General features: G+C 69.6%; 23 protein-coding genes. 15 read left to right on the forward strand and 8 right to left on the reverse strand.

Annotation, left to right across the window (positions count from 1 at the left end; genetic code table 11):
- Positions 1-304 precede the first annotated feature (304 nt).
- The gene (locus ACFYZZ_RS27665; protein ID WP_386578201.1) at positions 305-1,051 is read left to right on the forward strand and encodes a ferritin-like fold-containing protein; all 747 of its coding nucleotides are present in this window, start codon (positions 305-307) and stop codon (positions 1,049-1,051) included.
- Between the two features lie 159 nt (positions 1,052-1,210).
- Here the strand turns inward: ACFYZZ_RS27665 and ACFYZZ_RS27670 are convergent, their stop codons facing one another.
- The 4 genes from ACFYZZ_RS27670 to ACFYZZ_RS27685 all read right to left on the reverse strand — a co-directional run bounded on the left by ACFYZZ_RS27670 (position 1,211) and on the right by ACFYZZ_RS27685 (position 3,046).
- A complete protein-coding gene (locus tag ACFYZZ_RS27670; protein ID WP_386578202.1) occupies positions 1,211-1,480 on the reverse strand; it encodes a hypothetical protein in 270 nt (89 codons plus the stop codon).
- Positions 1,481-1,651: 171 nt separating this feature from the next.
- On the reverse strand, positions 1,652-1,879 hold the full coding sequence (locus ACFYZZ_RS27675; RefSeq protein WP_386578203.1) for a DUF3107 domain-containing protein: 228 nt from the start codon (positions 1,877-1,879) through the stop codon (positions 1,652-1,654).
- A 134-nt stretch (positions 1,880-2,013) separates the two neighbouring features.
- The gene (locus ACFYZZ_RS27680) at positions 2,014-2,655 is read right to left on the reverse strand and encodes a TetR/AcrR family transcriptional regulator (protein ID WP_362118461.1); all 642 of its coding nucleotides are present in this window, start codon (positions 2,653-2,655) and stop codon (positions 2,014-2,016) included.
- Between the two features lie 166 nt (positions 2,656-2,821).
- Positions 2,822-3,046 carry a hypothetical protein gene (locus ACFYZZ_RS27685; protein WP_389181233.1) on the reverse strand — a complete coding sequence of 75 codons (225 nt, stop codon included), beginning with the start codon at positions 3,044-3,046 and terminating at the stop codon, positions 2,822-2,824.
- A gap of 209 nt (positions 3,047-3,255) precedes the next feature.
- Between ACFYZZ_RS27685 and ACFYZZ_RS27690 the strand changes: the two genes are divergently transcribed.
- From ACFYZZ_RS27690 to ACFYZZ_RS27750, 13 genes are all read left to right on the forward strand, one after another.
- Positions 3,256-4,332, forward strand: coding sequence for an alpha/beta fold hydrolase (locus ACFYZZ_RS27690; protein ID WP_389181236.1), 1,077 nt, complete (start codon positions 3,256-3,258; stop codon positions 4,330-4,332).
- An 8-nt stretch (positions 4,333-4,340) separates the two neighbouring features.
- Positions 4,341-5,852 carry a DUF3152 domain-containing protein gene (locus tag ACFYZZ_RS27695; RefSeq protein WP_389181239.1) on the forward strand — a complete coding sequence of 504 codons (1,512 nt, stop codon included), beginning with the start codon at positions 4,341-4,343 and terminating at the stop codon, positions 5,850-5,852.
- 56 nt (positions 5,853-5,908) lie between these two features.
- Positions 5,909-6,004: an Ms4533A family Cys-rich leader peptide gene (locus tag ACFYZZ_RS27700; RefSeq protein ID WP_341868990.1), complete on the forward strand. Its 96-nt coding sequence runs from the start codon at positions 5,909-5,911 to the stop codon at positions 6,002-6,004.
- Between the two features lie 178 nt (positions 6,005-6,182).
- The gene (locus ACFYZZ_RS27705; RefSeq protein ID WP_389181242.1) at positions 6,183-7,901 is read left to right on the forward strand and encodes an ABC transporter substrate-binding protein; all 1,719 of its coding nucleotides are present in this window, start codon (positions 6,183-6,185) and stop codon (positions 7,899-7,901) included.
- A gap of 4 nt (positions 7,902-7,905) precedes the next feature.
- Positions 7,906-8,916: an ABC transporter permease gene (locus tag ACFYZZ_RS27710; RefSeq protein ID WP_389181245.1), complete on the forward strand. Its 1,011-nt coding sequence runs from the start codon at positions 7,906-7,908 to the stop codon at positions 8,914-8,916.
- Entirely contained in the window at positions 8,913-9,911 is a 999-nt protein-coding gene (locus ACFYZZ_RS27715; protein ID WP_389181248.1) for an ABC transporter permease, read from the forward strand. Before ACFYZZ_RS27710 ends, ACFYZZ_RS27715 begins: the two co-directional genes overlap by 4 nt.
- Entirely contained in the window at positions 9,908-11,497 is a 1,590-nt protein-coding gene (locus ACFYZZ_RS27720) for a dipeptide ABC transporter ATP-binding protein (protein ID WP_389181251.1), read from the forward strand. The genes ACFYZZ_RS27715 and ACFYZZ_RS27720 overlap by 4 nt, the downstream gene beginning before the upstream one ends.
- 241 nt (positions 11,498-11,738) lie before the next feature.
- Entirely contained in the window at positions 11,739-13,403 is a 1,665-nt protein-coding gene (locus ACFYZZ_RS27725; RefSeq protein WP_389181893.1) for a glycosyltransferase, read from the forward strand.
- 95 nt (positions 13,404-13,498) lie between these two features.
- Positions 13,499-14,836 (forward strand): hypothetical protein, encoded by a 1,338-nt coding sequence (locus tag ACFYZZ_RS27730; RefSeq protein ID WP_389181896.1) that lies wholly within the window; start codon positions 13,499-13,501, stop codon positions 14,834-14,836.
- 217 nt (positions 14,837-15,053) lie between these two features.
- Positions 15,054-16,013, forward strand: coding sequence for an NAD-dependent epimerase/dehydratase family protein (locus tag ACFYZZ_RS27735; RefSeq protein WP_389181254.1), 960 nt, complete (start codon positions 15,054-15,056; stop codon positions 16,011-16,013).
- Entirely contained in the window at positions 16,001-16,750 is a 750-nt protein-coding gene (locus tag ACFYZZ_RS27740; protein ID WP_389181257.1) for a spherulation-specific family 4 protein, read from the forward strand. Before ACFYZZ_RS27735 ends, ACFYZZ_RS27740 begins: the two co-directional genes overlap by 13 nt.
- Before the next feature lie 63 nt (positions 16,751-16,813).
- Positions 16,814-17,992, forward strand: a complete 1,179-nt coding sequence (gene moeZ / locus ACFYZZ_RS27745) for an adenylyltransferase/sulfurtransferase MoeZ (RefSeq protein ID WP_389181260.1) — start codon at positions 16,814-16,816, stop codon at positions 17,990-17,992.
- A 1,224-nt stretch (positions 17,993-19,216) separates the two neighbouring features.
- On the forward strand, positions 19,217-20,101 hold the full coding sequence (locus ACFYZZ_RS27750) for a hypothetical protein (RefSeq protein ID WP_389181263.1): 885 nt from the start codon (positions 19,217-19,219) through the stop codon (positions 20,099-20,101).
- Between the two features lie 307 nt (positions 20,102-20,408).
- On the opposite strand, the gene ACFYZZ_RS27755 is transcribed toward ACFYZZ_RS27750, so the two are convergent.
- The 4 genes from ACFYZZ_RS27755 to ACFYZZ_RS27770 all read right to left on the reverse strand — a co-directional run bounded on the left by ACFYZZ_RS27755 (position 20,409) and on the right by ACFYZZ_RS27770 (position 24,068).
- Positions 20,409-21,260 (reverse strand): DUF4365 domain-containing protein, encoded by an 852-nt coding sequence (locus ACFYZZ_RS27755; protein WP_389181266.1) that lies wholly within the window; start codon positions 21,258-21,260, stop codon positions 20,409-20,411.
- A 479-nt stretch (positions 21,261-21,739) separates the two neighbouring features.
- Positions 21,740-22,228, reverse strand: coding sequence for an NUDIX domain-containing protein (locus ACFYZZ_RS27760; protein ID WP_389181269.1), 489 nt, complete (start codon positions 22,226-22,228; stop codon positions 21,740-21,742).
- Positions 22,229-22,247: 19 nt separating this feature from the next.
- A complete protein-coding gene (locus ACFYZZ_RS27765; RefSeq protein ID WP_389181271.1) occupies positions 22,248-23,462 on the reverse strand; it encodes a helix-turn-helix domain-containing protein in 1,215 nt (404 codons plus the stop codon).
- 234 nt (positions 23,463-23,696) lie between these two features.
- On the reverse strand, positions 23,697-24,068 hold the full coding sequence (locus ACFYZZ_RS27770) for a winged helix-turn-helix domain-containing protein (RefSeq protein ID WP_389181274.1): 372 nt from the start codon (positions 24,066-24,068) through the stop codon (positions 23,697-23,699).
- Between the two features lie 151 nt (positions 24,069-24,219).
- Between ACFYZZ_RS27770 and ACFYZZ_RS27775 the strand changes: the two genes are divergently transcribed.
- Complete coding sequence (locus ACFYZZ_RS27775; protein ID WP_389181276.1) at positions 24,220-24,576, forward strand: hypothetical protein; 357 nt, start codon at positions 24,220-24,222, stop codon at positions 24,574-24,576.

The raw sequence follows: 24,576 nt of genomic DNA on the forward strand, positions 1-24,576 counted from the left end.
ACACGGGACCTCTGCCGACGCTCTAGCGCTCGTACCGCTGAGGGTGTCCCTCCGGTCGTCGTACGTAATGAGCCGTACGGCCGGGGAGGGCTGTCGGGTCGGAGCCGATCGGGCCACCGACCGGGCATCCTCATGCGTGCGCCCTGTCAGAAGACGTCGAACATCGTCGACGCACTCTCAGCAGGCGCATTACCACCATACCCCGGATTGGCGCACATGCGATGGCCGATTTGGTCACGTAGTCGTGGTCACAGTGGTTGGCCAGGGGCTTCCGAGGTACGGCAAGCGGGCTATTGTGCGCCTCATGACTAGCTCTGACAAGCCTGAGAACGCGTCCGCCGCACCCGCCGAGCACACCGGTGTCGCCGCCCAGGACTGGGCGCAGGCATCCGCCGACCCGCACTACCGTGCCGCGGTCGTGGACCTGCTCGGCGCGCTCGCGTACGGGGAGCTGGCGGCGTTCGAGCGGCTCGCGGAGGACGCCAAGCTGGCACCGACGCTCGCGGACAAGGCGGAGCTGGCGAAGATGGCCTCGGCCGAGTTCCACCACTTCGAGAGGCTGCGGGACCGGCTGACCGAGATCGGCGAGGAGCCGACCGCGGCGATGGAGCCCTTCGTGGCGGCCCTGGACGGCTTCCACAAGCAGACGGCGCCCTCGGACTGGCTGGAGGGCCTGGTCAAGGCGTACGTCGGCGACTCGATCGCGAGCGACTTCTACCGGGAGGTCGCGGCCCGCCTCGACTCCGACACCCGCGAGCTGGTCCTCGCCGTCCTCGACGACACCGGGCACGCCGGGTTCGCGGTGGAGAAGGTGCGCGCGGCGATCGACGCCGACCCGCGCGTGGGCGGCCGGCTGGCGCTGTGGGCGCGGCGGCTGATGGGCGAGGCGCTGTCGCAGTCGCAGCGGGTGGTCGCCGACCGGGACGCGCTGTCGACGATGCTCGTGGGTGGCGTTGCCGACGGGTTCGATCTCGCGGAGGTCGGCAGGATGTTCTCGCGGATCACTGAGGCGCACACCAAGCGGATGGCTGCGCTGGGCCTCGCGGCCTAAGAGCCGTTGCGCTCTGTGGGGGGTGGTTTCGGTCGGCTCGCGGCTACGGGTGGGTGGGGGCTGGGCGCGCCCACGCGGCGGAGCCGCATATCAAACACAGCCCCGCGCCCCTGGCGGCGCTGGCGGCTTCGCCGCGCCGCCGCCCCCCCGTCCCGGCGCCTACGCCGTCGCTGATCGTCGGCGGAGGCGGGCTGACGGGCGGAGGAGGAGGGACAGGGATGCTGCGGAGACGATCGCGGCGCCCAGGAGGTTCAGCAGGACGCTGCCCGAACCGAGGGCGCTGTGGGTGACGAAGTCGCCGAAAAGGGCTCCGGCGACGCCTGTCGAGAACACCAGGGGCCGGGCGGGCAGGCGGTGTGACAGCCGGTGGGTCGCCGCCCAGGCGAGGACCAGACCGAGCACAGCGGATCCGAATGCTTCCAGGATCATCTCGGGGTCCCTCCCACGGCCGGCCTGCGCTTCACGGTCGTAGCCGGTCATACCCGTGACCTGCGGATTGCAATCCTCCTCTGTGGGCGACTTGTGCTCCATCTGTGCGCAGGCCGCACAGGCGGAAGGGCCCGGCGGCACAGTGCCGCCGGACCCTTCCCGAACCCTGGTCTAGAGAGCGCCGAAGCCCACCTTGCGGACCGTCGGCTCGCCGATCTCCACGTACGCCAGGCGGTCCGCCGGGACCAGGACCTTGCGGCCCTTCTCGTCCTGAAGGCTCAGCAGCTGCGACTTTCCGGCCAGCGCCTCGGCCACCACGCGCTCGATGTCCTCGGCGCTCTGACCGCTCTCCAGAACGATCTCGCGGGGCGCGTGCTGCACGCCGATCTTGACCTCCACGGCTATGTCCCTCCGACGGTCAGTGATGTGCGCGATCTTCCGCGCCGTACCCAGCACACATTAGCCCGGTGAGCGGACGTACACGCTGCGGGCCGGAACGCCAACAGCGAACACCGGGCGGGAACAAATGAGCGTCAGTGGTTCTCGGTGCCGTGCAGCGGGAAGCCGGCGATGCCCCGCCAAGCCAGCGAGGTCAGCAGCTGCACGGCCTGATCGCGCGGCACGCTGCGGTCGCTGTGCAGCCAGGAACGCGCCACCACCTGGGCGAGGCCGCCGAGCCCGGAGGCGAGCAGCATCGACTCCGCGCGAGAGAGGCCCGTGTCCTCGGCGATGACGTCGCAGATCGCCTCGGCGCAGTCGTTGGTGACCTTGTCGACCCGCTCGCGCACCGCGGGCTCGTTCGTCAGGTCCGACTCGAAGACCAGGCGGAAGGCACCGCCGTCGTCCTCGACGTACGCGAAGTAGGCGTCCATGGTCGCCCGCACGCGCTGCTTGTTGTCGGTCGTGGACGCCAGTGCGCCGCGCACGGCCTGGATCAGCGACTCGCAGTGCTGGTCCAGCAGGGCGAGGTAGAGGTCGAGCTTGCCGGGGAAGTGCTGGTAGAGCACCGGCTTGCTGACGCCCGCCCGCTCGGCGATGTCGTCCATCGCGGCCGCGTGGTAGCCCTGCGCGACGAAGACCTCCTGGGCGGCGCCCAGCAGCTGGTTCCGTCGGGCTCGGCGCGGCAGACGGGTGCCACGCGGGCGCGCCGCCTCGGTTTGCTCGATGGCTGTCACGCCGCCTCCCAGAGTCGTCCACATGCGGTGTAAACCGCGCGGCCATCGTACTTTTCGGTAACCGTGGTGTGCGCGGTGCGAGCGCAGAATTTCACGTACCGGACGGCGACGAAAGCCACAAAGGCAGGCTTACACGGCCGGAGGGGTGCCGAGTGGTCCCGCGTGGTCAGCGGTAGTCCTCTTCGTCCTGTGTCACCACGCGCGTCTGTTCGACGAGATCGGCCTCGTTTCCGCGGGCGGGATCCACTCCCGTAAGTGGGTCGTCGCGCTCCGGCGTGATGTCGGCGTGCTGCTCGACGGCGTCACCCTCCGGGGCCTCCACGTCGATCGACGGGGTGTCCTCGGCCGGCAGATCCTCGGTCACGTCGGGCTCGATGGGGTCATAGGCCATGGTGGGCTCCCTTCCTACGAACGTCCCTGGAAGCAGCAGGGGCCACATACGGGTGCCCGGTACGAGCCTAGGAGACACCTGATCCGGACGCCATGCCAAGGACGCCCGTTCGCCGCGCGGCTCCCCGGTCCGGGTTTCCGCCGCGACAGGGGTCAACCTGTGATGGCGAACACATGAGCCACAGCGTGATCGTCTCGTAACATTGCCGCATGTCTTCGACCGAGTCGCCGTCCGTAACGGCCGCCAGTGTCCTCCCGAAGGTGGCGCCCGTCCGGGTCGGCGAGGGCGAGCGGCTGAGGTCGGTGGGGCTGCCGGGGGTCACCCTGTCGGTCCGTTCGCGGCGCCCCGCGCGCGAGGGGCTGCCGCCCGCACTGTACGTCCACGGGCTCGGCGGTTCCTCGCAGAACTGGTCCACCCTGATGAGGGAGCTGGACGGCGTCGTCGACAGCGAGGCGCTCGACCTGCCCGGCTTCGGTGACTCCCCGCCCCCGGACGACGGCAACTACTCCGTCACGGGGCACGCGCGCGCGGTCATCCGTTATCTGGACGCCGCCGAGCGCGGCCCGGTCCACCTCTTCGGCAACTCCCTCGGCGGAGCGGTCGCCACGCGCGTCTCCGCCGTACGGCCGGATCTCGTACGCACCCTGACGCTGGTCTCGCCCGCCCTGCCGGAGCTGCGCGTGCAGCGCACCGCGATGCCCACGGCGCTGCTGGGTGTGCCCGGGGTGGCCGGACTCTTCACCCGGCTCACCAGGGAGTGGACGGCCGAGCAGCGCGTGCGCGGCGTGCTGGGGCTGTGCTACGGCGACCCCGGGCGGGTGACGTCGGAGGCGTTCCAGCAGGCCGTGGAGGAGCTGGAGCGGCGGCTGCAACTGCCGTACTTCTGGGACGCGATGGCACGCTCCGCGCGCGGGGTGGTCAATGCCTACACCCTCGGTGGCCAGCACGGGCTGTGGCGCCAGGCCGAGCGCGTGCTCGCCCCGACTCTGCTGATCTACGGCGGCCGTGACCAGCTGGTCGGCTACCGCATGGCCCGCAAGGCCGCCCGCGCCTTCCCCGACTCCCGCCTCCTGTCCCTGCCGGAGGCGGGTCACGTGGCGATGATGGAATACCCGGAGCTGGTGGCCGGAGCGTTCCAGGAACTCCTCGCGGAGAAGGGGGAGTTCGGGGGCGCGGGTGAGTCCGGGACTGCCGGCGCGACCCGGATCGCGGAGGCCGCGGCGCCCAGGGCCGGATCCGACACGACCGCCGGGGGCGACGTCGCCGCCACGGGCGCGGGGAGCTGAGGGCCGAGGTGGGACGCCACAGCCGCCGCGGACCGGCCCCCAAGGACGACTCCGCCGACATAGCCGCCCGGCGAGGGGGACGGGGCTCTGCCCCCGGCACTCCGCGCGAGACGCGACAGCCCATCCTGCCCGGCCAGCGCCAGGCACCCGAGGGCGCTCCCCAGGGGTACGGCACACCGCGCACCGCCCAGGGCGCGCCCGGTTTCCCGCCGGGGACCCCGGCGGGAGGCGCACCGCGCTTCGCTGACGGCACTCCGGCTCAGGGTGTGCCGCGCTTTCCTGGCGGCGCGCCTGCGCGGCTTCCCAATGGCACCCCCGCCCCTGGTGTGCCGCGGCTTCCCGATGGCACTCCTGCCCACGGTGTACCGCGACTCGGCGGTAGTGCCGGGCAGGCCCGTGGCGGGCATCCCGAGCAGCGTGAAGTCGGCGGTGGCTGGGGGGAGTTCGCGGGTGCGGCCGGGTCCGGCGTCGGGGTTGCTCCCGGGGGGCGGCCGGGCGTTGGCGGGCCCGGTGTCGCCTTTCCGCGGCAGCGGCAGGGTGGGCCGCGTCGTTCCGGTGGTGGGCCCCGGCAGGACTACCTCGAGGCCTTCGAGGAGGACGTCGACGTCTTCGCGCCCCGGTCCGGCCGTACGGACTCCGCTCAGGAGCGGGAGTCGTACGACGCCGGTGCCGAGCCGGCGGCCGACGGGGGCGAGGCGCCTCCGGCCGGCCTGCCCGCGCAGCGCGGCGGCGGCAAGGGGCGGGCCTTCACGGGCATCGCGGCCGCGGCCGTGACCACCGTGCTCGCGGTCGTCGTCGCCGGGCACGTCACCGACCGCAACGACGACACCGACGCACGCTCGCAGTCCGCCACCGGCCAGGCGCGCGGCACCCAGGTCCCCGGGCAGAGCACCCCGTCCGCCTCGCCGAGCGTGGCGACGCTGACGTACGAGCAGAAGATGGACCGGAAGTACCCGCTCGGCGTCACGCTGCAGGGCTCGGGAAAGTTCGACACCGTCCCGGGGTTCGACAAGGCGCCCGGCAAGGGGCAGAAGTTCACCTACCGCGTCGACGTCGAGCAGGGACTCGGCCTGGACGGCGAGCTGTTCGCCGCGGCCGTGCAGAAGACGCTCAACGACAACCGCAGCTGGGCCCACGGCGGCGCCCGTACCTTCGAGCGCGTCTCCTCCGGCAAACCCGACTTCGTGATCACGCTCGCCAGCCCCGGCACCACCGCCAAGTGGTGCGCCAAGTCGGGCCTGGACACCACGGAGGACAACGTCTCCTGCGACTCGGCGTCCACGGAGCGCGTAATGATCAACGCCTACCGGTGGGCACAGGGCAGCAAGACATATGGGGACAAAATCCACCCGTACCGGCAGATGCTCATCAATCACGAGGTGGGCCACCGGCTCGGCCACGGCCATGTGTCGTGTCAGAAGGACGGCGAGCTGGCGCCGGTCATGCAGCAGCAGACCAAGTTCCTCGACCACGACGGAATCCACTGCCTGCCCAACCCCTGGCCCTATCCCGGGAGTTGACAGGCGTCGCACGCGTCACATTGACATGAGCAGCAAGGTCGTTCATATTTTTGCGCATGTGGTCTAGTCATGCCGTCTCCAACAGCGCCGCCATCGAGCTGGCGCTGATCGGCGTGACCGCGCTCTGCGTGGCCGACATCGACTGTCGCTGACGCCGCCTCCCTGGCGTTCGCGTCGCGACTTTCCTCCTTTTCCGTCCGTGACCGTGTCACGGGCTTTTCGACGACCCGACGCCGGGGCCGACGTCTGCCCGCAGCCGTCTCACTCCTCGTCCGCATGTCTCACTCTTCGAGAATTCCCCGATCAGTTCCCCGAGAGGTCGTCTTTCCGATGCGTCAACCGTCCGTCATAGCGCGCCGCGTGGCAGCGGCATCCGTCAGCCTGGTCGTGGCAGCGGGCGCCGCCGCCTGCGGCCCGAAGGACAACGATGCCAAGGGCTCCGGTGGCGACTTTGCGCCGCACAAGGGCGGCACGCTGACCGTCCTGAACTCCGAACCGCAGCAGGACTTCGACCCCGCCCGCCTCTATACCTCCGGCGGCGGCAACGTCCCTTCGCTCGTGTTCCGCACGCTCACCACGCGCAACCGGGAGAACGGCGCGGCCGGCGCCAAGGTCGTCCCGGACCTGGCCACCGACACCGGGCGCCCCAGCAAGGACGCGACCGTCTGGACGTACACCTTGAAGAAGGGACTCGAGTACGAGGACGGCACCCCGATCACCTCGGCCGACATCAAGTACGGCATCGAGCGCTCCTTCGCCCCCGAACTCTCCGGCGGCGCACCGTACCTGAGGGACTGGCTGGTCGGCGCGGCCGACTACCAGGGCCCGTACAAGGACAAGAAGGGCCTCTCGGCGATCGAGACGCCGGACGCGCGGACCATCGTCTTCCATCTGAACAAGCCCGAGGGCGAGTTCCCGTTCCTGGCCACGCAGACGCAGTTCACGCCCGTCCCGAAGGGCAAGGACACGGGCACCAAGTACGAGGAGCACCCGATCTCGTCGGGCCCGTACAAGGTCGTGAAGAACGAGAACGACGGTGAGCACCTGGTGCTCGAGCGCAACACGCACTGGTCCACGGCCGTCGACGCCGAGCGCAAGGCCTACCCGGACACCGTCGACGTCCGCTCCGGCCTCGACTCCTCCGTGATCAACCAACGGCTGTCCGCGTCTCAGGGTGCGGACGCGGGCGCGGTCACCACGGACACCAACCTCGGCCCGGCCGAGCTGGCCAAGGTGACCGGTGACAAGGAGCTGGCCGCGCGCGTGGGCACCGGCCACTTCGGCTACACGAACTACATCGCGTTCAACCCGACGGTGAAGCCGTTCGACGACGTCAAGGTGCGGCAGGCGATCTCGTACGCCATCGACCGGTCGTCCGTGATCAACGCGGCCGGCGGCTCCGCGCTCGCCGAGCCCGCGACCACCTACCTGCCCGACCAGAAGTCCTTCGGCTACGAGCCGTACGACCTCTTCCCGGCGGGCAAGGCCGGCAACCCGGCCAAGGCCAAGGAGCTGCTGAAGGAAGCCGGTTACAAGAACGGGCTCACCATCACGCTCACCCACTCCAACGACAAGAACTTCGAGACGGGCCCGGAGATCGCCACCGCCGTCCAGGACGCCCTGAAGAAGGCCGGCATCACGGTCAAGCTCCAGGGCCTGGAGGACAACGACTACCGGGACAAGATCCACAGCGTGAAGTCGGAGCCCGGCTTCTTCCTCGCCCACTGGGGTGCCGACTGGCCCTCCGGCGGTCCCTTCCTCGCCCCGATCTTCGACGGCCGGCAGATCGTCAAGGATGGAGCGAACTTCAACACGGGCCTGCTCAACGACAAGTCGGTCAATGACGAGATTGACGCGATCAACAAGTTGACCGACCTTGACGCGGCCGCCAAGCGGTGGGGTGCACTGGACAAGAAGATCGGCGCACAGGCCCTGACCGTGCCGCTGTTCCACCCCGTCTACAAGCGCCTGTACGGCAAGGACGTCAGGAACATCGTGATCAGCGACTGGACCGGTGTTCTGGACATCTCCCAGGTCGCGGTCAAGTAGCGCCGTGAGCGAGGCACTTGTCGCCACCCAGGCCCCCGGGACGGACACGCCCGTCCCGGGGGCCACGGGGGCCCGTCAGTTCTGGCGGCGGCTGCGGGCGCAGCGCGCCGCCCTCGTCGCGGCGGTCGTCGTCGCGCTGCTCGTCCTGGTCGCGCTCGCCGCGCCCCTGCTCACCGCCCTGGAAGGCCAGGACCCGACCACGTACCACCCCTCCCTGATCGACTCCGCGCGCGGGGGCGTGCCCATCGGCTCCTTCGGCGGCGCCGGCGCCGGCCACTGGCTGGGCGTCGAACCGCAGACCGGGCGCGACCTGTTCGCGCGGCTGGTCTACGGAGCACGGGTGTCGCTGGGCGTCGCGCTGGCGGCGACCGTGGTGCAGGTCGCGATCGGGGTCGTGGTCGGCGTGGCCTCCGCGCTCGGCAGCCGATGGGTTGATCAACTGTTGAGCCGGATCACGGACGTCATCGTCGCCATGCCGCTGGTGATCATGTCCCTGGCGTTGCTGGCGATCGTCCCGTCGAGCTTTCCGCGCCCCGTCCTCGTCACCCTCGTCATCGGCCTCATCGCCTGGGGCAACATCGCCAAGATCGTGCGCGCCCAGACCCTCACCCTCAAGGGCCTCGACTACGTCTCCGCGGCCCGGCTGAGCGGGTGGGGCACCTGGCAGATCGCCCGCCGCGAGCTGCTCCCGGGGCTGGCCGCGCCCGTCATCACGTACGCGGCGCTGCTCGTCCCCATGAACATCTCGGTCGAGGCCGCCCTCTCCTTCCTCGGCGTGGGCGTCAAGCCGCCCACGCCGTCCTGGGGGCAGATGCTCACCAGCGCCGACGTCTGGTACCAGGCCGCGCCGCAGTACCTGCTGCTGCCGGCCGGAGCCCTGTTCGTCACCGTCCTGGCCCTGACCGTCCTCGGCGACGGCGTGCGCACCGCACTCGATCCGCGCGCGGCCTCCCGCCTGCGCGTCGGCACCGGCCGAAGGAACGAGAGCGGGACCGGGAAGGAGGAGACCGCATGAGCGGCTTCGGCGGTTTCGTGCTGCGCCGCGCCGTCGGCATGGTGGTCACCCTGCTCGCCATCTCGGTGATCGTCTACGTCGTCTTCTACGCCACCCCCGGCAACGTCGCCCAGATCACCTGCGGCCCGCGCTGTTCGCCGCAGCAGGTGCACCAGGTCGCCGCGCAGCTCAAGCTCGGTGACCCGCTCTACCTGCGCTACTGGCACTTCCTCGAAGGCCTCTTCGTCGGCCAGGACTACTCCACGGGCACCTCGGCGGCGCACTGCTCCGCACCCTGCCTGGGGCTGTCGTACCAGAGCGACCAGCAGGTCATGGACATCATCCTGACCAAACTTCCGGTCAGCCTGTCGCTCGTCCTCGGCGCGATGGTGCTGTGGCTCCTGCTCGGCGTCGGCACCGGCGTGCTCTCCGCCTGGCGGCGCGGCCGGATCTCCGAGCGCCTGCTGACCGCCCTCACCCTCGCAGGCACCGCCACCCCCGTCTTCGTCATCGGCCTCGTGCTGATGATCGTCGTCTGCGGCGAACTCCAGCTGCTGCCCTTCCCGCAGTACGTGAACCTCACCGACGACCCCGAGCAGTGGGCGTGGAACCTGCTGCTGCCCTGGCTCTCGCTCGCCCTCATCGAGGCGGCCGCGTTCGCCCGGCTCACCCGCACCTCGATGCTGGAGACGCTCGCCGAGGACCACATCCGCACCTTCCGGGCGTACGGCGTGGGGGAGCGCTCGATCGTGGGCCGGCACGCCCTGCGCGGCGCGCTCGCGCCCGTCATCGCGCTGAACGCCAACAACGTCGGCTCGGCCGTCGGCGGCGCCGTCCTCACCGAGACCCTGTTCGGCCTGCCCGGCATCGGCCAGGAACTGGTGCACGCGGTGAAGGTCGTCGACCTGCCGGTGGTCGTCGGCATGGTCCTGGTCGTCGGCTTCTTCGTCGTCATCGCCAACGCCGTCGCGGACGTCCTGTACGCGGTGGCCGACCGACGGGTGGTACTCGCATGAGCCTGGTGGAAGTCACGGACCTGACGGTCGAGTTCGGCTCGCTGCGGGCCGTGGACGGGCTCTCCTTCCGGCTGGAGAAGGGCGCCGCCCTCGCGCTGGTCGGCGAGTCCGGTTCCGGCAAGTCCACGGTCGCCGGCGCCCTGCTGGGCCTGCACCGGGGCACCGGGGCACAGGTCGGCGGCACGGTGCACGTCGCCGGCACGGACGTACAGCAGGCCCCGGACGCGGAACTGCGGCGGCTGCGCGGTGCCAGGGCCGCCATGGTCTTCCAGGACCCGCTGTCCTCGCTCGACCCGTACCACGCGATCGGCGACCAGATCGCCGAGGTGTACCGCGTCCACACGCGCGCCTCGCGTCGTGCGGCACGCGCGCGTGCCGTCGAGGTGCTGGAGAGGGTTGGAATTCCGGACGCACAACGCCGGTCCCGGTCGCGCCCGCACGAGTTCAGCGGCGGCATGCGCCAGCGCGCCCTCATCGCCATGGCGCTCGCCTGCCGGCCGGACCTGTTGATCGCCGACGAGCCCACGACGGCCCTCGACGTCACCGTCCAGGCCCAGATCCTCGACCTGCTGCACACGCTGCGCGAGGAGACCGGCATGGGCCTGCTGCTCGTCACCCACGACGTGGGCGTCGCCGCCGAGAGCGTCGACGAGGTACTGGTCATGCGGCACGGCCGGGCCGTCGAGCACGGCCCGGTCGGCACGGTCCTGGCGGCGCCCGCGCAGGCGTACACCCGCGAACTGCTCGACGCCGTCCCGCGCGTGGACGCACAGCGCGCCCCCTCCGAGGCGTTCGACGAGGTCGTGCTGGAGGCCACCGGGCTCCGGCGCGAGTTCGGGCGCGGCAAGCGGGCGTTCACGGCCGTGGACGACGTCTCACTGACCGTCCGCCGGGGCGAGACCCTGGGCGTCGTGGGGGAGAGCGGCAGCGGCAAGACGACACTGGGCCGCATGCTGGTCGGACTGCTCGAACCGACCGCCGGTGAGATCCACTACGCGGGGCGCCCGCACACCGGCGTGAACCCGGCCGTCCAGATGGTCTTCCAGGACCCCGTCTCCTCCCTCAACCCCCGTCGCAGCGTGGGCGAGTCCATCGCCGATCCGCTCCGCGCGCGGGGGAGGGACGAGCAGCACATCCGGGCGCGCGTGGTCGAACTGCTGGAGCGCGTCGGGCTCGAAGCGGCCCACTACGACCGCTACCCGCACGAGTTCAGCGGCGGACAGCGCCAGCGCGTCGGCATCGCCCGGGCGCTCGCCGCCGACCCGCGCGTCATCGTCTGCGACGAGCCCGTCTCGGCGCTCGACGTCACGACGCAGGCCCAGGTGGTCGAACTGCTCGGCGAGCTGCAGCGCGAACTCGGCCTGGCGCTGGTGTTCATCGCGCACGACCTCGCCGTCGTGCGCCAGGTCAGCGCCCGGGTCGCGGTGATGCGCCGCGGACAGGTCGTCGAGTCCGGAACCGTCGACGAGGTGTACGACGCCCCGCGCGAGCCGTACACCAAGCAGCTCCTGGCCGCCGTGCCCGCGCTCGACCCGGAGCTGGCGGCGGTGCGGCGGGCGGCCCGGCGGGAGCCGGCCGTGGCGTAACGTTTCGAACGTGGTCGATCACCGTCTGCTCTCCTAGCGCGACGGAACGCTACCCGCACGCGAAAGTTACGACCGTTCACCCCTTTTGGTGGCGCGATGGACAACCGTCCGTCGCGCCACCGCCATGTCCGCATACGTTCGTCCCGCTGCGAGCCGCCAGGACCAGGGCGGCTCCCACTCACGGGAGATCGGGGGTGCACACGTGCGCATCGGACTGCTTACGGAGGGTGGCTATCCGCATGTGAGCGGTGACGCCGGGCTCTGGTGCGACCGGCTCGTGCGCGGGCTCGCACAACACGAGTTCGACCTCTACGCGCTCAGCCGCAGCCGACAACAGGAGGACGCGGGCTGGGTCCCGCTCCCCGAGCAGGTCAGCAGGGTGCGTACGGCCCCGCTGTGGACGGCCGAGGACGACGAAGTCGCATACGGGCGGCGCGCGCGCCGGCGCTTCACCGAGTGCTACGGGGAACTGGTCGGGGCCTTGTGCGCCGGATCCGACACCACTTCCGGTGATGCGTCCGCTCAACAGGCGGACCGTTTCGGCGACGCGCTGTACGGCCTCGCCGAACTCGCCCGCGACGAGGGCGGACTGGTCGGCGCGCTCCGCTCCGACACCGCCGTCCGCACCCTGGAGCGCGCCTGCCGCGCCCCCGGCGCGCTGCGCACGGCACGCGAGGCGCGCGTACCCGACCTGCTCACCGTCACGGCGCACCTCGAACGCGCCCTGCGCCCCCTCTCGCTCGACTGGTACGGCGACGACGGCCTCGGCGCGGCCGACCTCTGCCACGCCACCGCCGGCGGCCAGGCAGCCCTGCCCGGACTCCTCGCCCGGCACTTCGCCGGCGTACCCCTGCTGGTCACCGAGTACGGCGTGCAACTGCGCTCGCACTACCTGGCCCTGGGTCCCGACGCCGCCGCCCCCGCCGTACGCGCCCTGCTCGCCGCCTTCCACGGCCATCTGGCCACCGAGGTCTACCGGCGGGCCGCGATCCTCACACCCGGCAACGCCCACACCCGCCGCTGGCAGGAACGGTGCGGCGCCGACCGCACCAGGATCCGCACCGTCCACCCGGGCATGGACGCCACCCGCTTCGCGGAGGTCGGCGAGTCCCCGGACCGCGCCGACGCGGACACGCTCGTCTGGGTCGGGCGCGTGGAACCCGCCAAGGACCTGGTCTCCCTGCTGCACGCCTTCGCCGAGGTCCGCAAAGAGGCGCCGAAGGCCCGCCTGCGGATCGTCGGCGTGCCCGCGGGCCCCGAGGGCCCGGCCTACCTGCGCCACTGCCGGGCCCTGGCCGCCCAGCTCTTCCCGGACGAGGCGGAGGGCGTGCACGCGGTCGGCGACAACCCGGTCTCCTTCGAGCAGATCGGCGACCCCGAGGCCCCGACGCTGCCCGACGCGTACGCCGGCGGCGCCGTCGTCGTCCTCTCCAGCGTCGTCGAGGGCTTCCCGATCAGCCTGGTCGAGGCCATGTTCTGCGGACGCGCCACCGTGTCCACCGACGTCGGCGCGGTGGTGGAGGTCATCGGCGGCACCGGCCTCGTCGTGCCACCGCGCAATCCGCGGGCGCTCGCCGAAGCGTGCGCGGCGCTGCTGCACGACCCCGAGCGCCGTGAGCGCCTCGGTGCCGCCGCCCGCGCCCGCGCGCTCGAACTGTTCACCGTCGAGCAGAACATCGCGGCCTTTCACGGCATCTACCTGGAGATCGTCTCGCGCTGCCCGGTACGCCGCGTCGTCCTCGACGAGGCGGGCGCGCCCCTGCCGTTCGCCGCCCCGGCCGAGGCCCACGTCCCCGTCCACTGGACCGGCCCCACGGCCCGCGTACTGACCCGGGGTGTTCCGGGCTGGGCGGCGGGCGGCCCGGTCCGCGCGACCCCGCTGGCGGCTCCGGAGGGGGCGCGGTGAACGGCTCCGGCGGGCTGGACGACACCCGCGGCACCCACGACGACCGGGCCGACTGGGACGTCCTGAGCCGGCCGGGCCGGCAGGACCGTCCCGCGATGCCGAGCGGCGCCGACACCTGGGACGAGCGGTCGGGGGAGTGGCCGGCCGGTGCGCAGACGCACGGCAGCGCGAGCGGGGAGGAGCCCGTGCACGCGGGGGCTTCCGCCGGACCGGGGCCCAAGCCGCCCTCGGCAGCCGGGACTTCCTCCGGAGCGGCTCGCCCGCTGACGCCCTCGGCGCCGGTGGGGGCCGCAGCGGACTCCGGATCCGGCAGGAGCCGTAGACCCACCGCCCGGCGCGGTGCCGCCGACCCCGTGAAGGCCCTGCTGCACCGTCACCGGGAGCTGTGCGAGCGGGCCGTGGACCCGCTGGAGATCGCCGCCGGGCTGGAGGCCCACGGGGTCACCGACCGCACCGCCGCCCGCTTCCGGCACCGCGACGTCTTCTCGCTCGCCGAGGAGCTGTACGCGCGCGTGCCCCGCGACGGCACCCCACGCCCCCAGCCCGAGCTGCTGTGCGCACCCCGTGTCCGTGCCGACTGGGTCCTGCTCACCCTCCTGCCCGGGGCGCTCGGCGCGGCCGTCGTGACCGGGCTGCACCTCACCCAGGGCCGGCCCCGCCTGCTGGTGGCCCTCGGTGGCCTCCTCGCCGTCGGCCTCGCCGTCCGCGCGGCCCTGCGCCGCGGCCCCCTCGCCACCGAACCCGGCACACCCCCGTGGCGGACGGCGACCGGCACACGCGCGTGCACCCTCTGGCTGCTCGGGTACGCCCTTCTCGGTGACGGACTCCTGCAAGCGGTCGTGACCGGCGGCCCCGACGACCTGCCCACGGGCATCCCGGACGGCCCCTGGCCGGTCGCCGTCGCCCCCGCCCTGGCGCTCACCCTGGCCTGCGCCCCGGCCGCCTGGTGCGCCCACCTCCTCACCACCGGTGCCCGCCGCAGGCTCGCCGGCAGCCGGGGCCTGGAGGACTTCACGGCCGCCGCCCGGCCCCTGCTGCTCGGCGCGTTCGCCCTGTTCCTGGCCGCTCTCACCGTTCTGCTCGCCCTGAGCGGCGCCGTCCTCGACGAGAGCGCGGCCTACCCACAGGCCCTCACCCTGGGCGCCCTCCTGCTGCTCGCCCGCCTCCTCACCGTGCACCACCACCGGCACGCCCCCGCCCTGACCCTGGGCGCGGCGGCAGCCGTCGAGGTGGCGGCCCCCGCCCTGCTCCTGGCCGGCCGACTGCCCGGCTGCACCTTGCTGGCGACCCCCGTCCAGACCCTGGTGGACGCCTGGGGCCCGGCCGCCGTCCCGGCGCTCGCCTGCGGCACCGCGGCCCTCGTCCTGCTGGTCCACGCCCTGCGCACCCTCACCCAGGCCTCGGCCCACGCGCCGACGGGAGCACCCGGGTGAACCCTCCGCCACCGGCCCGAACCGAGCCCGCCGCCACCCGCCCCGAGCGGGTGGCAGCACCTGGCCGCGGTCGAGGCCGCGGGCGCCCGGCCCACCGCCGGAGGCAACCGCATCACCCCTTAGAAGGAGAAGACCAGATGACCACCTCCCGACACGGAGCGCCCGGAGCGTCCGGAGCCTTGGGAGCAGCCGGAGCGCACACCCCGGGAGGCGCCCGATGAGGGTCCTGCTGATCGGAGCGGGCGGATACATCGGCCGCTTCGTCGCCGACCGCCTGCTCGCCGACCCGGCCGTCCAGCTCACCGCGCTCGGCCGCGGCGACGACGCCGACGTCCGCTTCGACCTCGCCACCGGAAGCCCCGGAGCGCTCACCCGCTTCCTGGACGCGGTCCACCCCGGAGTCGTCGTCAACTGTGCCGGCGCCACCCGCGGCGGCGCCCGCGAGCTGACCCGGCACAACACCGTGGCCGTCGCCACCGTCTGCGAAGCCCTGCGCCGCAGCAGCTGCAGCGCGCGCCTGGTGCAGATCGGGTGCGGCTCCGAGTACGGCCCCAGCCAGCCCGGCTCCTCCACCGCCGAGGACGCCGTGCCCCGGCCCGGCGGCCCGTACGGCGTCAGCAAACTCGCCGCCACCGAACTGGTCCTCGGCTCCGGTCTCGACGCCGTCGTCCTCCGGGTCTTCTCACCCGCCGGACCCGGCACCCCGGCCGGCTCCCCGCTCGGCCGGCTCGCCGAGGCCATGCGCCGCGCCATGCAGTCCGGCGACGGTGAACTCAAACTCGCCGGCCTCGGTGTCCAGCGCGACTTCGTCGACGTCCGTGACGTCGCCCGCGCCGTGCACGCCGCCTCTCTCTCTGCCGCGCAGGGCGTCATCAACATCGGCTCCGGCCGCTCCGTCCGGCTCCGTGACGCCGCCGCCGTCCTCGCCCGGGTCGCCGGATACGGCGGCGCACTCCACGAACTCGACGCCCCTCCCGGGCCGTTGCGCAGCACCATCGGGCACCCCCGCACCGACGCCGACCACGCGTCCCCGGTCGCCTACCCCTATCCGGACGGCTGCGGCAGCTGGCAGCAGGCCGATGTGCGCACCGCCCGCGACCGGCTCGGCTGGCGTCCCCGGATCAACCTCGAAGAATCCCTGGCCGACATCTGGATGGAGGCGGCATGCCGCATCTGACCAGCACCACAGCGGGCACCACCAGCACCGGCATCCGTACCGCCCTCGGCATCCCCGGCTACGCGCATCCGCTCGTCGCCCCGGCCCAGTGGGCCGAACTCGCCCGCCCCGGCACCCCCCTGGACTGGGTCGTGCTCAACGTCGCCGCCGGGCCCGGCACCCGCCCCGACCCGCACTGTCTGGAAGCCGCGGGCCGGGTACGCAACGCGGGCGTCCGAGTCTTCGGACACCTGGACCTCGCCCACGGCGCCCGCCCTCTCCCCGACCTGCTCACGGACGCGCACCGCCACCTCGACTGGTACCGCGTCGACGGCTTCCTGCTGGACCGCACCCCCACGGACCGGGTCGCGCTCCCCGAGGTCCGCCGCGCGATCACCGCGCTCCGGGCGATCAGTGACACGCCCCACATCGTCCTCGGCCACGGCAGCCACCCGCACCCGGGGTACGCGGACGACGCCGACCAGCTCGTGACCTTCTCCGGGCCCTGGTCCGACTACCGCTTCTCGCAGGTCGCCGAGTGGACCGCCGACTACCCGCCCGACCGCTTCTGCCATTTCGTGCACGGCGTACCCCTCGGTCATCTGGAGGAGGCGCTGCGCATCGCGCGGTGGCAGGGCGCGGCGACGATCTACTTCACGGACCGCACCGACCGCGGTGGCCGCACCGACCCCTGGGAGACCATGCCCGGCTACTGGGACGAAATCGTCTCGCGGGTCGGAACGGGTGTCTCGGAATGAAGAAGGCCGTGGCAGTGTTACGGGGAGAACAACCGTAGTGATTGACCGACCAACGGAGTCCCCGTGTCGCTGCCACCCCTGGTCGAGCCAGCTGCTGAGCTCACCGTAGACGAGGTCCGCCGGTACTCCCGCCACCTGATCATCCCCGACGTCGGGATGGACGGGCAGAAGCGGCTGAAGAACGCCAAGGTGCTCTGTGTGGGCGCCGGCGGCCTGGGCTCGCCGGCGCTGATGTACCTGGCCGCCGCGGGCGTGGGCACTCTCGGCATCGTGGAGTTCGACGAGGTCGACGAGTCGAACCTGCAGCGCCAGATCATCCACAGCCAGGCCGACATCGGCCGCTCCAAGGCCGAGTCCGCGCGCGACAGCGTCAAGGGCATCAACCCGTACGTGAACGTGATCCTTCACGAGGAGCGGCTGGAAGCCGACAACGTGATGGACATCTTCAGCCAGTACGACCTGATCGTCGACGGTACGGACAACTTCGCGACCCGCTACCTGGTCAACGACGCCTGCGTGCTGCTGAACAAGCCGTACGTGTGGGGCTCGATCTACCGCTTCGACGGCCAGGCCTCGGTCTTCTGGTCCGAGCACGGCCCCTGCTACCGCTGCCTCTACCCGGAGCCCCCGCCGCCGGGCATGGTCCCCTCCTGCGCCGAGGGCGGCGTGCTGGGCGTGCTGTGCGCGTCCATCGGCTCCATCCAGGTCACCGAGGCGATCAAGGTCCTCACCGGCACCGGTGAGCCGCTGGTCGGCCGCCTGATGATCTACGACGCCCTGGAGATGCAGTACCGCCAGGTCAAGGTCCGCAAGGACCCGAACTGCGCGGTCTGCGGCGAGAACCCGACCGTCACCGAGCTCATCGACTACGAGGCCTTCTGCGGCGTCGTCTCCGAGGAGGCCCAGGAGGCGGCGCTCGGCTCGACGATCACTCCCAAGCAGCTCAAGGAGTGGATCGACGACGGCGAGAGCATCGAGATCATCGACGTCCGCGAGCCGAACGAGTACGAGATCGTCTCCATCCCGGGCGCCAAGCTGATCCCGAAGAACGAGTTCCTCCTCGGCACCGCCCTCGAAGGCCTCCCGCAGGACAAGAAGATCGTCCTGCACTGCAAGACGGGTGTCCGCAGTGCGGAAGTCCTCGCCGTCCTGAAGTCCGCTGGCTTCGCGGACGCCGTCCACGTGGGCGGCGGCGTGATCGGCTGGGTCAACCAGATCGAGCCGCACAAGCCGGTCTACTGATCACTGGCCTCGCTGACCAGCGAGGCTGAAGAAGCCCACGGCTCTGACCAGTTCAGACGCCGTGGGCTTCTGTCGTTGTTGGTTGGCGTTGGTTGACCTCGCACGGCCCCAGGACGGCCCAGCAGCTCGGCCCATAGGGAACGGGCTTGCCCAGCAAGTGGCCCAACGTGCTGATCACCCGGCCCTGCCGCTCGTTGGCCTCGCCCGGCAGAGCCGGAATGGGCGCGCCAGCGGCAAGGTGCTCGCCGACCAGCCACGCCGCTCGGCGAGGCGCTTAGAAGGCGCTCTGCAGGTTGAGCCTCATCTACCTGTTGGCCTGCGCTTATCCCTCAACTGAAAGCTCTGCCAAGCGGACTTCGACACGGATTCGACAGGCACCCACTTCGGCCCGACGGCCAGTCTGCTGCTGCCCTCGTGAGTCAGTTGTGCCATGCCCGTGCCGATGACGCTGGTTCACCGCTCTACGGGGAATGCATCTGGGAGGGCAGGAGTCAGAGGAGACGCCAACTCCAGCACCATGCAGTCCAGTGGCCGGCAGGCCTCTCCTCGTGACCAGCCGCGCGCTTGACGAGCACTTGCCGGCCCCCGAGGACGTGCACCTGGTCGCCGGGGCTGAGCATCAAGGGGCGATCAAGCTCGTAGATCGCATCCGGATCGAACCGCAGCTCGTTCAGAAGCAATGCTCTATCTGCCGTCACCGGCTCACCCTGCAACCTCATGGAGACAGGATGGGGCATCCGAGCCTGGTGAGCACCGCTTTAGGAGTTCGATCTCCCCTTGGCCTGGTCGGGTCTCGCCTCGTGAACCAGTGCCACAACTGGCTGCTGGGTGTTGCCGCCGTCCGGGGTCGTTGATGTCAGCGGAACAGTTCCGGCACCGCGCAGACCTCAAAGGATCGCCCAGTCGGTCGGTACACCTCCATAGCGTCCGGCAGGTCCGCCGGCCATCGTCCTCGCGCTCGGAGAGAACGAAGCCTGCGGACTTTTATGGGCTGGCTGCAATTGAGATAGGCCAAGGCGCCGTCGGCCATGCGACGCATCTTAACGGAGCGACCGCTTCGTCCCGAAGCAACTTGGGTGGTCGGGGTGCCGCGGCTAGGGGGAGGCTGATCGGGCGGCTGTTGGTGGGCGCATGTCGTGTCGACAGCCGTTTCCGCCCCATCGCAATTGTGAATGCGTAGAGTTACCTCTGCTCGCTCAGGTCGTTTGGTGAAGGGGCACGTAGATGTCGGATATGGAACTCGCTGCAGTGCATCTCGGCGAGGATTTCCAAGGGAAGGCAATCCTCGTCGTCGCCGGTGCGATTCTTGCCTTCATCGGCAACTTTCTGCTCGATCAGTATAAAAGGCGTCGAGAGCCGAGGAAGCGTCTCACTTGGACCGCCCACACGCAAGTTGGAATCGTCTCCGTCGACCCGAAATTTCAGCAACTTGTTAAACTCGCATACAACGAAGAGCCGATCGAAAACATCTGCGCGCTCGACTTCAAAGTAAAGAATACTGGAACTGAGGTGGTTAAAAATCACCAGGTTCGCCTTGCCTTCCCTGAAGAATCTAAGGTGCTTGAGGCGCGCCTCTCGCCTGAGCCGGATCGTGAACTAGGCGTCATTCGCAATGCGGCCAAGGAGGAGGCCAATAGTGAGGTTGTGTACGAGATTGGGCATCTCGAAGTCGGCGAAGAGGTAAACATTCAAGTCGTGGCTACCGGGCGGACGGCGAAAGATTGGAGAGTTCGCTCGCATAACGATGAGGGGAATGTTCGATTCGAGGAAAGGGAGGTGCAGCGCATCACTGATGACACTGAGCACATCGTCCCATTCGTCGTGCTGATGATCACTCTATGGTTCCTCCCTGGGGTCTTTTCTTACGCTGGTTCACTCGGAGGCCTTGCGGCTGGCGTGGTGCAACTAGCTCTTTTTGTCGCCCTAATCTCGCAATTGGTTCCCGTAGCGCGCATCCTCAGGGATTTGGTGCTTAGGATGCAGTCCGATCGCCCAGCTGTGCCAACGAGTGCAGGACGGGATGAATTTGTAGTTCGGTATGATCGGGAGACGTTTGTCACGGATGTCCCGTCGAAATTCGAAGAGTCTAAGGGGTCGGACGGCTCATGATTCCGACAGAGCTGGCAAAGCCTGTTCCCCGTGGTTTCCCGCCGGACCGGACGCTCGCCCGATAGGTGCGCTCCTCGATGCGTACTACGGTCGCTGAGGCTTGCTGGGTCGGCCGGTCAGCCGCGTACGTGCCGTGATGGTCGGCTGCGGTAGTACCGCTTGCTGAACTTCGCTGCTGTACAGCGACCGGCCCCACCTCATTGGCCCTGCTGCCGTCGGTTACGACGCAATCCCCTGGCGCCGACACTTGGCCAATTGGGAACGCTGCCTGAGCACTTTCAAGGCCGTGAAGGCGGGTCGCGCTATGTTATTGAGCCGTTGGCGGGGGATTTCTCGCTGATTCGAGCATTCTCATCATACCGCTATCAAATAGCAGCGGATAGAACGCATGGCAAAGCTCTTTGACGAGTGCGAGGGGGGCCCCGTTCCCTGCGCAGTTATTGTGGATCGTCTCAAAGATGGCCAAAATCATTGCATTTTTGGTGGCCATCTCCAAGTCGTCGGGACTTTCGTTCTTCAAGTGCTCGAAAACAATCAGCGGAAACTCTTCCGTGAAGCCACCGGCGGGTTTTACGGCCTTGATTGCGACGCCAAAATCGAAATCTAGAGACGCAAGCACGCCCTTGTAAAAGTGCTTATTTGTCTCAAGTTCCATCTCGACTGCCTCTTCTAGGCATGTTCTTGCGTATACTGCTGAGCGATTAGCATGCTCAATGCGAGCTGCCCAGGCCAGTCTTTCGACGGCGGCTTGGTCGAATGGGAGCTCCGGTGAGAAGGTGAGGCGGACGGATCCGTTGGCGCGATCGGACAGCTCCACGTGATCGAACTGATCCTGAGGAAGAGTGAACCAGCCTCGATCCTTGGATACATCCCACAGCACTACGACCACAAGGTCGGCGGTCCTTGCCCAGCGCAGAACCTGCTTAGCTTTTACGCTAATCTGAGGCAGTCGCTTAGCTGAGCAATCCTTTTCTGTTCCCTTCACTTGCACCCAGATTCTCGCCGGATCTAAGCGTCCCTCGAAGCAGATCTGCACCATTAGGTCTTCCCCATAGTCCTCGTGAATCTCGTCTACAGCATGCCCCTGCCGGTTCCATTCCCGTCGTACTCCTGCAACCGCTAGTGATGCGATTCTGTGTTGTATGGGCCTCTTCGGCATGCCTGCCTCGTGGGGTTCATGACCGCAAAGCGGTCAACGATGCGTCTCGGGCGCATTTACCTGATTATTCGTTCGCAGTTTAGGGCGCGGCACTAGTCGAGGGGTAGAGCGCAAGGTCGGTGGAGCGGCTTTGGGCTGGAGCTGCTTTGGCGCGAGTGATCATGGCCCCGTAAGCTTCCGGCGCGTCGGGCAGTCTGTGGACCTGCCCGGTGAAGCACGACGTTGGGGCCATGATCTTCGAGGCTCGCGCCAAAGTGGCTGCCTAAAGCCGTGGAGCCGACCGCCCCAGCCACAGAGGGTGTCTCCCACCTTCATGCCCGCAGCCGAGAGCGCGCCGCCGGGCGCGGCCAGCCGGGGCGAAGACAGGAGGCAGGCCGCGCCGCAGAGGCGGCGCGCGCCCGCGCCGTGCGCGGGCCTTGATGAACGTAGAGAAACTTCCACCGCGCCAGGCTCAGGTCGCGTCGTCCTCCTCCATGCCGCTACGCGGCAACGCCATCCGGCTTCTGGCCATGCTCGAGATAGATCGGTGCGGCCCCTGATGATCGGGCCTCGATCGCGGCACGGATTCGGCGAGCCAAGCGCGGGATCGTCTGCTCGGCCACCTCGTCGGGGGCCAGGAAAGCGAAGCTCTTCAGCTCGTCCGCCTGCAAGGTCACTCCGGCCAGAGTCTCCGGCGTGAGCTGACCGCCGTCGAAGAGGTACAGCACCTTGTCCCCCTCGGCGTCGCTCGGCGCCCAGTCGACGGCCAGCAAGCGCGCCAGCGGAGGAGTGATGCCCAGCTCCTCCCTCACCTCTCGAACGGCGGCCTGGAGGGGTGACTCCCCCACCTCGACGTAGCCGCCGGGGATATCCCAGTAGTCCTTGTAGGTGGGCTGCACCATGAGGACCCGCCCGCCGGCATCAAAGAAAAGCGCACCCGCGGCCATGCGCGGATGCGCCATCTTCGCTTCGTGTTCGCTCACTGCCATGTGGCCGAGCGTACCTACCTCAGACGACGTGCAGCCGGTCGGCCAGCTCCGCCAGTGTCCGGCTGGGTCGGCCACGCTGGTTCCGTACCCAGGTGAGGACAAGCTCCCTGGCGAGGTAGTGGCTACGGACCTGCTCCGGTGCCCACTGCTCGGCTTCGAGGATCATCGACAGGGCGTCGTCGGTCCGGTTGTGCGCACTGAGGGCACGGGCCACTTCAAGGTTGTGGCGTGTCCGCCGCTCGGTCGGCAGTCCGGTGGTGTCGATCTGCGGGCCGAGATCCATGGCCACCTGCATGTCACCCAGCTCCGCCGCCGTGGCGACCCGGTGAATGGCGACGTTCGTCGGCCCGAATGCGGTCCACATGTGGTTGGCATCCCGTCCGAGCCGCTGTGCTGCTTGATCCGCCTCCGCGAGAAATGCGCGAGTGGTGGCTCGGTCGTCGGCGCGTGCGGCTGCCATCGATCCGGCGAGGAAGAGGGTCCCGTAGATCGACAGGAACTCCGCGCTGGCGTCCCTGAGCGCTGGGCGAAGGTAGTCGGCTGCGTCACTGACCAGCTGCACGGCGGCGTCGAACCGGCCATTGGACAAGAGGCAGTGAGCCACGGAGCGGAAGAGCGACCCACTCACGGCCATGTTGTCGGACTGCTGAGCCGCTGCCAATCCGCGGTCCGCCGCGATCCATGCCAGGTCGGCTTCACCAACCTTGGTCAACACCATGGCGGCACCCTGGTAGGTCATCGCCATCAGCTCGTGCGCACGCTCGCGGTCCCGGCCTCCCTGCGCCTGCACTGTGATGAGCGCGTCGGCCAGCACGAGGGGAAGACGCCGGGTCGCGAACCCGTACCGGGAATCCTGGTAGGCGTCCCAGACTTCGGCCACGCTGGTCTTCAGCTCGTCGAGGGGTGTCGGCTCGCCCTCGGTGGTTACGCCCAGGAGCGGGGTGAGCTGCCGGTAGTTCATCAGTGCCGACCGAAGCGCCGGAACCGTCCGGGTCCCGCTGTCCGCCGTCCACTCCATCAGGGTCGGCTCGGCGAGTAGATCGCCAAGAGTCACGTCCAGCGCGTCGGCCAGAGACTTGATGACCGACAGTCTGTCCAGCTCCAGCCGGTTGTTCTCGGCCTTGCTCAGCCAGTCGACCGTACGGCCCACCAGTCCGGCCAGGACCTCTTGGGACATGCCACGTCGGCGGCGGTACCAAGCGACTCGCTCACCGATCGTCAGGTTCGTCGTCATTCCTCGCATGGGAAGAGCGTCCCCCTGTCTCTTCGCGCGACCCCGGAGAGATTTTCCAGGGTGGTGAGCCGGACCGGTCCTAGCGTTGCTGACAACCCGAGGAGCTGTCAGACCGATAGTGCAAAGAGGGGGCCGTGATGGCGCTGACCCCGGTGGAACGGCTGGAACTGATCAACCAGATAAGGGAGCTTGGTGATGAGGTGGCGGAACTGGCTCGCCGCGCGGACGCGTTGGTCACTGTCCTCCGGCCTGCTGCCGCACCAGCTCCTCAAGCTGATCCATCCGGTCGGCCAGGCGGCGCACGTCCCGGCGAACCTCCGACAGGTACTCGGTGATCTGCTCGAACTCAGGGCTCCGCTTCGCTGAGACGCCCTCGGTGGGCAGTGCGGCAAAGCTGCCCTTGCCTTGGTGGGAGATCGCGTAGCCGTCCTCGCGGAGTCGAGAGATCGCCTGCCGGGCCACGGTGCGGGACACACCGTGCTCGGTCATCAGCTGTGCCTCTGAGGGCAGTTTGTCCCCTGGCGCGAGTTCTCCGTCTCGGATCTTGCGCTTGAACTCGTCGGCAATCTGCAAGTACGCGGCCCGTCCGGCGGTGAAGTCGGCCATAGCCCCTCTCCGTGGTTGTCGTACCTAGTGCAGCACATCCCTCGGACAGGAGTCGAGGCCCAACCACTTGACACACCAAGTAGTACAGGTGCAATCTCGAAGACAGAAGACGTACTAAGTACGTCAAGTCATCGACTCTAGGAGCGCATTCATGCGTCAGATCCCCGTCGACACCTCCGCCGCGACCGTGATGGTCGCCAAGACCCCGCAGCCCAAGGTCAAGGACCGCCGTACGGGCGAGATCGCCACCGACGCCGAGACCGGCGCGCAGCTGATGACCGTGGACGTGATGTTCGCGGCGAACGACGAGGTCGAGATCCTCTCCATCACCGTCCCGGAGACCGGCATCTCCGGCGAGCTGTCCATGGGTACCCCCGTCGCGCTGACCGGTCTCATCGCCCGGCCGTGGGAGAACGAGTTCAACGGCCAGAAGCGGCACGGGATCGCCTTCCGCGCGGTCGCCGTCACGTCTCTTGTCGCCGCTGCTTCGAAGCCGAAGGCGGCCTGA

Source organism: Streptomyces sp. NPDC001816, from assembly GCF_042892235.1.
Taxonomy (GTDB): domain Bacteria; phylum Actinomycetota; class Actinomycetes; order Streptomycetales; family Streptomycetaceae; genus Streptomyces.

Bases quoted from the DNA above. Each gene is read 5' to 3' on its own strand.
- ACFYZZ_RS27670 (WP_386578202.1), bottom strand. From the start codon at position 1,480: ATGATCCTGGAAGCATTCGGATCCGCTGTGCTCGGTCTGGTCCTCGCC.
- ACFYZZ_RS27705 (WP_389181242.1), top strand. From the start codon at position 6,183: ATGCGTCAACCGTCCGTCATAGCGCGCCGCGTGGCAGCGGCATCCGTC.
- ACFYZZ_RS27700 (WP_341868990.1), top strand. From the start codon at position 5,909: ATGTGGTCTAGTCATGCCGTCTCCAACAGCGCCGCCATCGAGCTGGCG.
- ACFYZZ_RS27735 (WP_389181254.1), top strand. From the start codon at position 15,054: ATGAGGGTCCTGCTGATCGGAGCGGGCGGATACATCGGCCGCTTCGTC.
- ACFYZZ_RS27770 (WP_389181274.1), bottom strand. From the start codon at position 24,068: ATGGCCGACTTCACCGCCGGACGGGCCGCGTACTTGCAGATTGCCGAC.
- ACFYZZ_RS27720 (WP_389181251.1), top strand. From the start codon at position 9,908: ATGAGCCTGGTGGAAGTCACGGACCTGACGGTCGAGTTCGGCTCGCTG.
- ACFYZZ_RS27760 (WP_389181269.1), bottom strand. From the start codon at position 22,228: ATGGCAGTGAGCGAACACGAAGCGAAGATGGCGCATCCGCGCATGGCC.
- ACFYZZ_RS27740 (WP_389181257.1), top strand. From the start codon at position 16,001: ATGCCGCATCTGACCAGCACCACAGCGGGCACCACCAGCACCGGCATC.
- ACFYZZ_RS27765 (WP_389181271.1), bottom strand. From the start codon at position 23,462: ATGACGACGAACCTGACGATCGGTGAGCGAGTCGCTTGGTACCGCCGC.
- ACFYZZ_RS27685 (WP_389181233.1), bottom strand. From the start codon at position 3,046: ATGGCCTATGACCCCATCGAGCCCGACGTGACCGAGGATCTGCCGGCC.
- ACFYZZ_RS27730 (WP_389181896.1), top strand. From the start codon at position 13,499: ATGCCGAGCGGCGCCGACACCTGGGACGAGCGGTCGGGGGAGTGGCCG.
- ACFYZZ_RS27755 (WP_389181266.1), bottom strand. From the start codon at position 21,260: ATGCCGAAGAGGCCCATACAACACAGAATCGCATCACTAGCGGTTGCA.
- ACFYZZ_RS27690 (WP_389181236.1), top strand. From the start codon at position 3,256: ATGTCTTCGACCGAGTCGCCGTCCGTAACGGCCGCCAGTGTCCTCCCG.
- ACFYZZ_RS27715 (WP_389181248.1), top strand. From the start codon at position 8,913: ATGAGCGGCTTCGGCGGTTTCGTGCTGCGCCGCGCCGTCGGCATGGTG.
- ACFYZZ_RS27750 (WP_389181263.1), top strand. From the start codon at position 19,217: ATGTCGGATATGGAACTCGCTGCAGTGCATCTCGGCGAGGATTTCCAA.
- ACFYZZ_RS27775 (WP_389181276.1), top strand. From the start codon at position 24,220: ATGCGTCAGATCCCCGTCGACACCTCCGCCGCGACCGTGATGGTCGCC.
- ACFYZZ_RS27665 (WP_386578201.1), top strand. From the start codon at position 305: ATGACTAGCTCTGACAAGCCTGAGAACGCGTCCGCCGCACCCGCCGAG.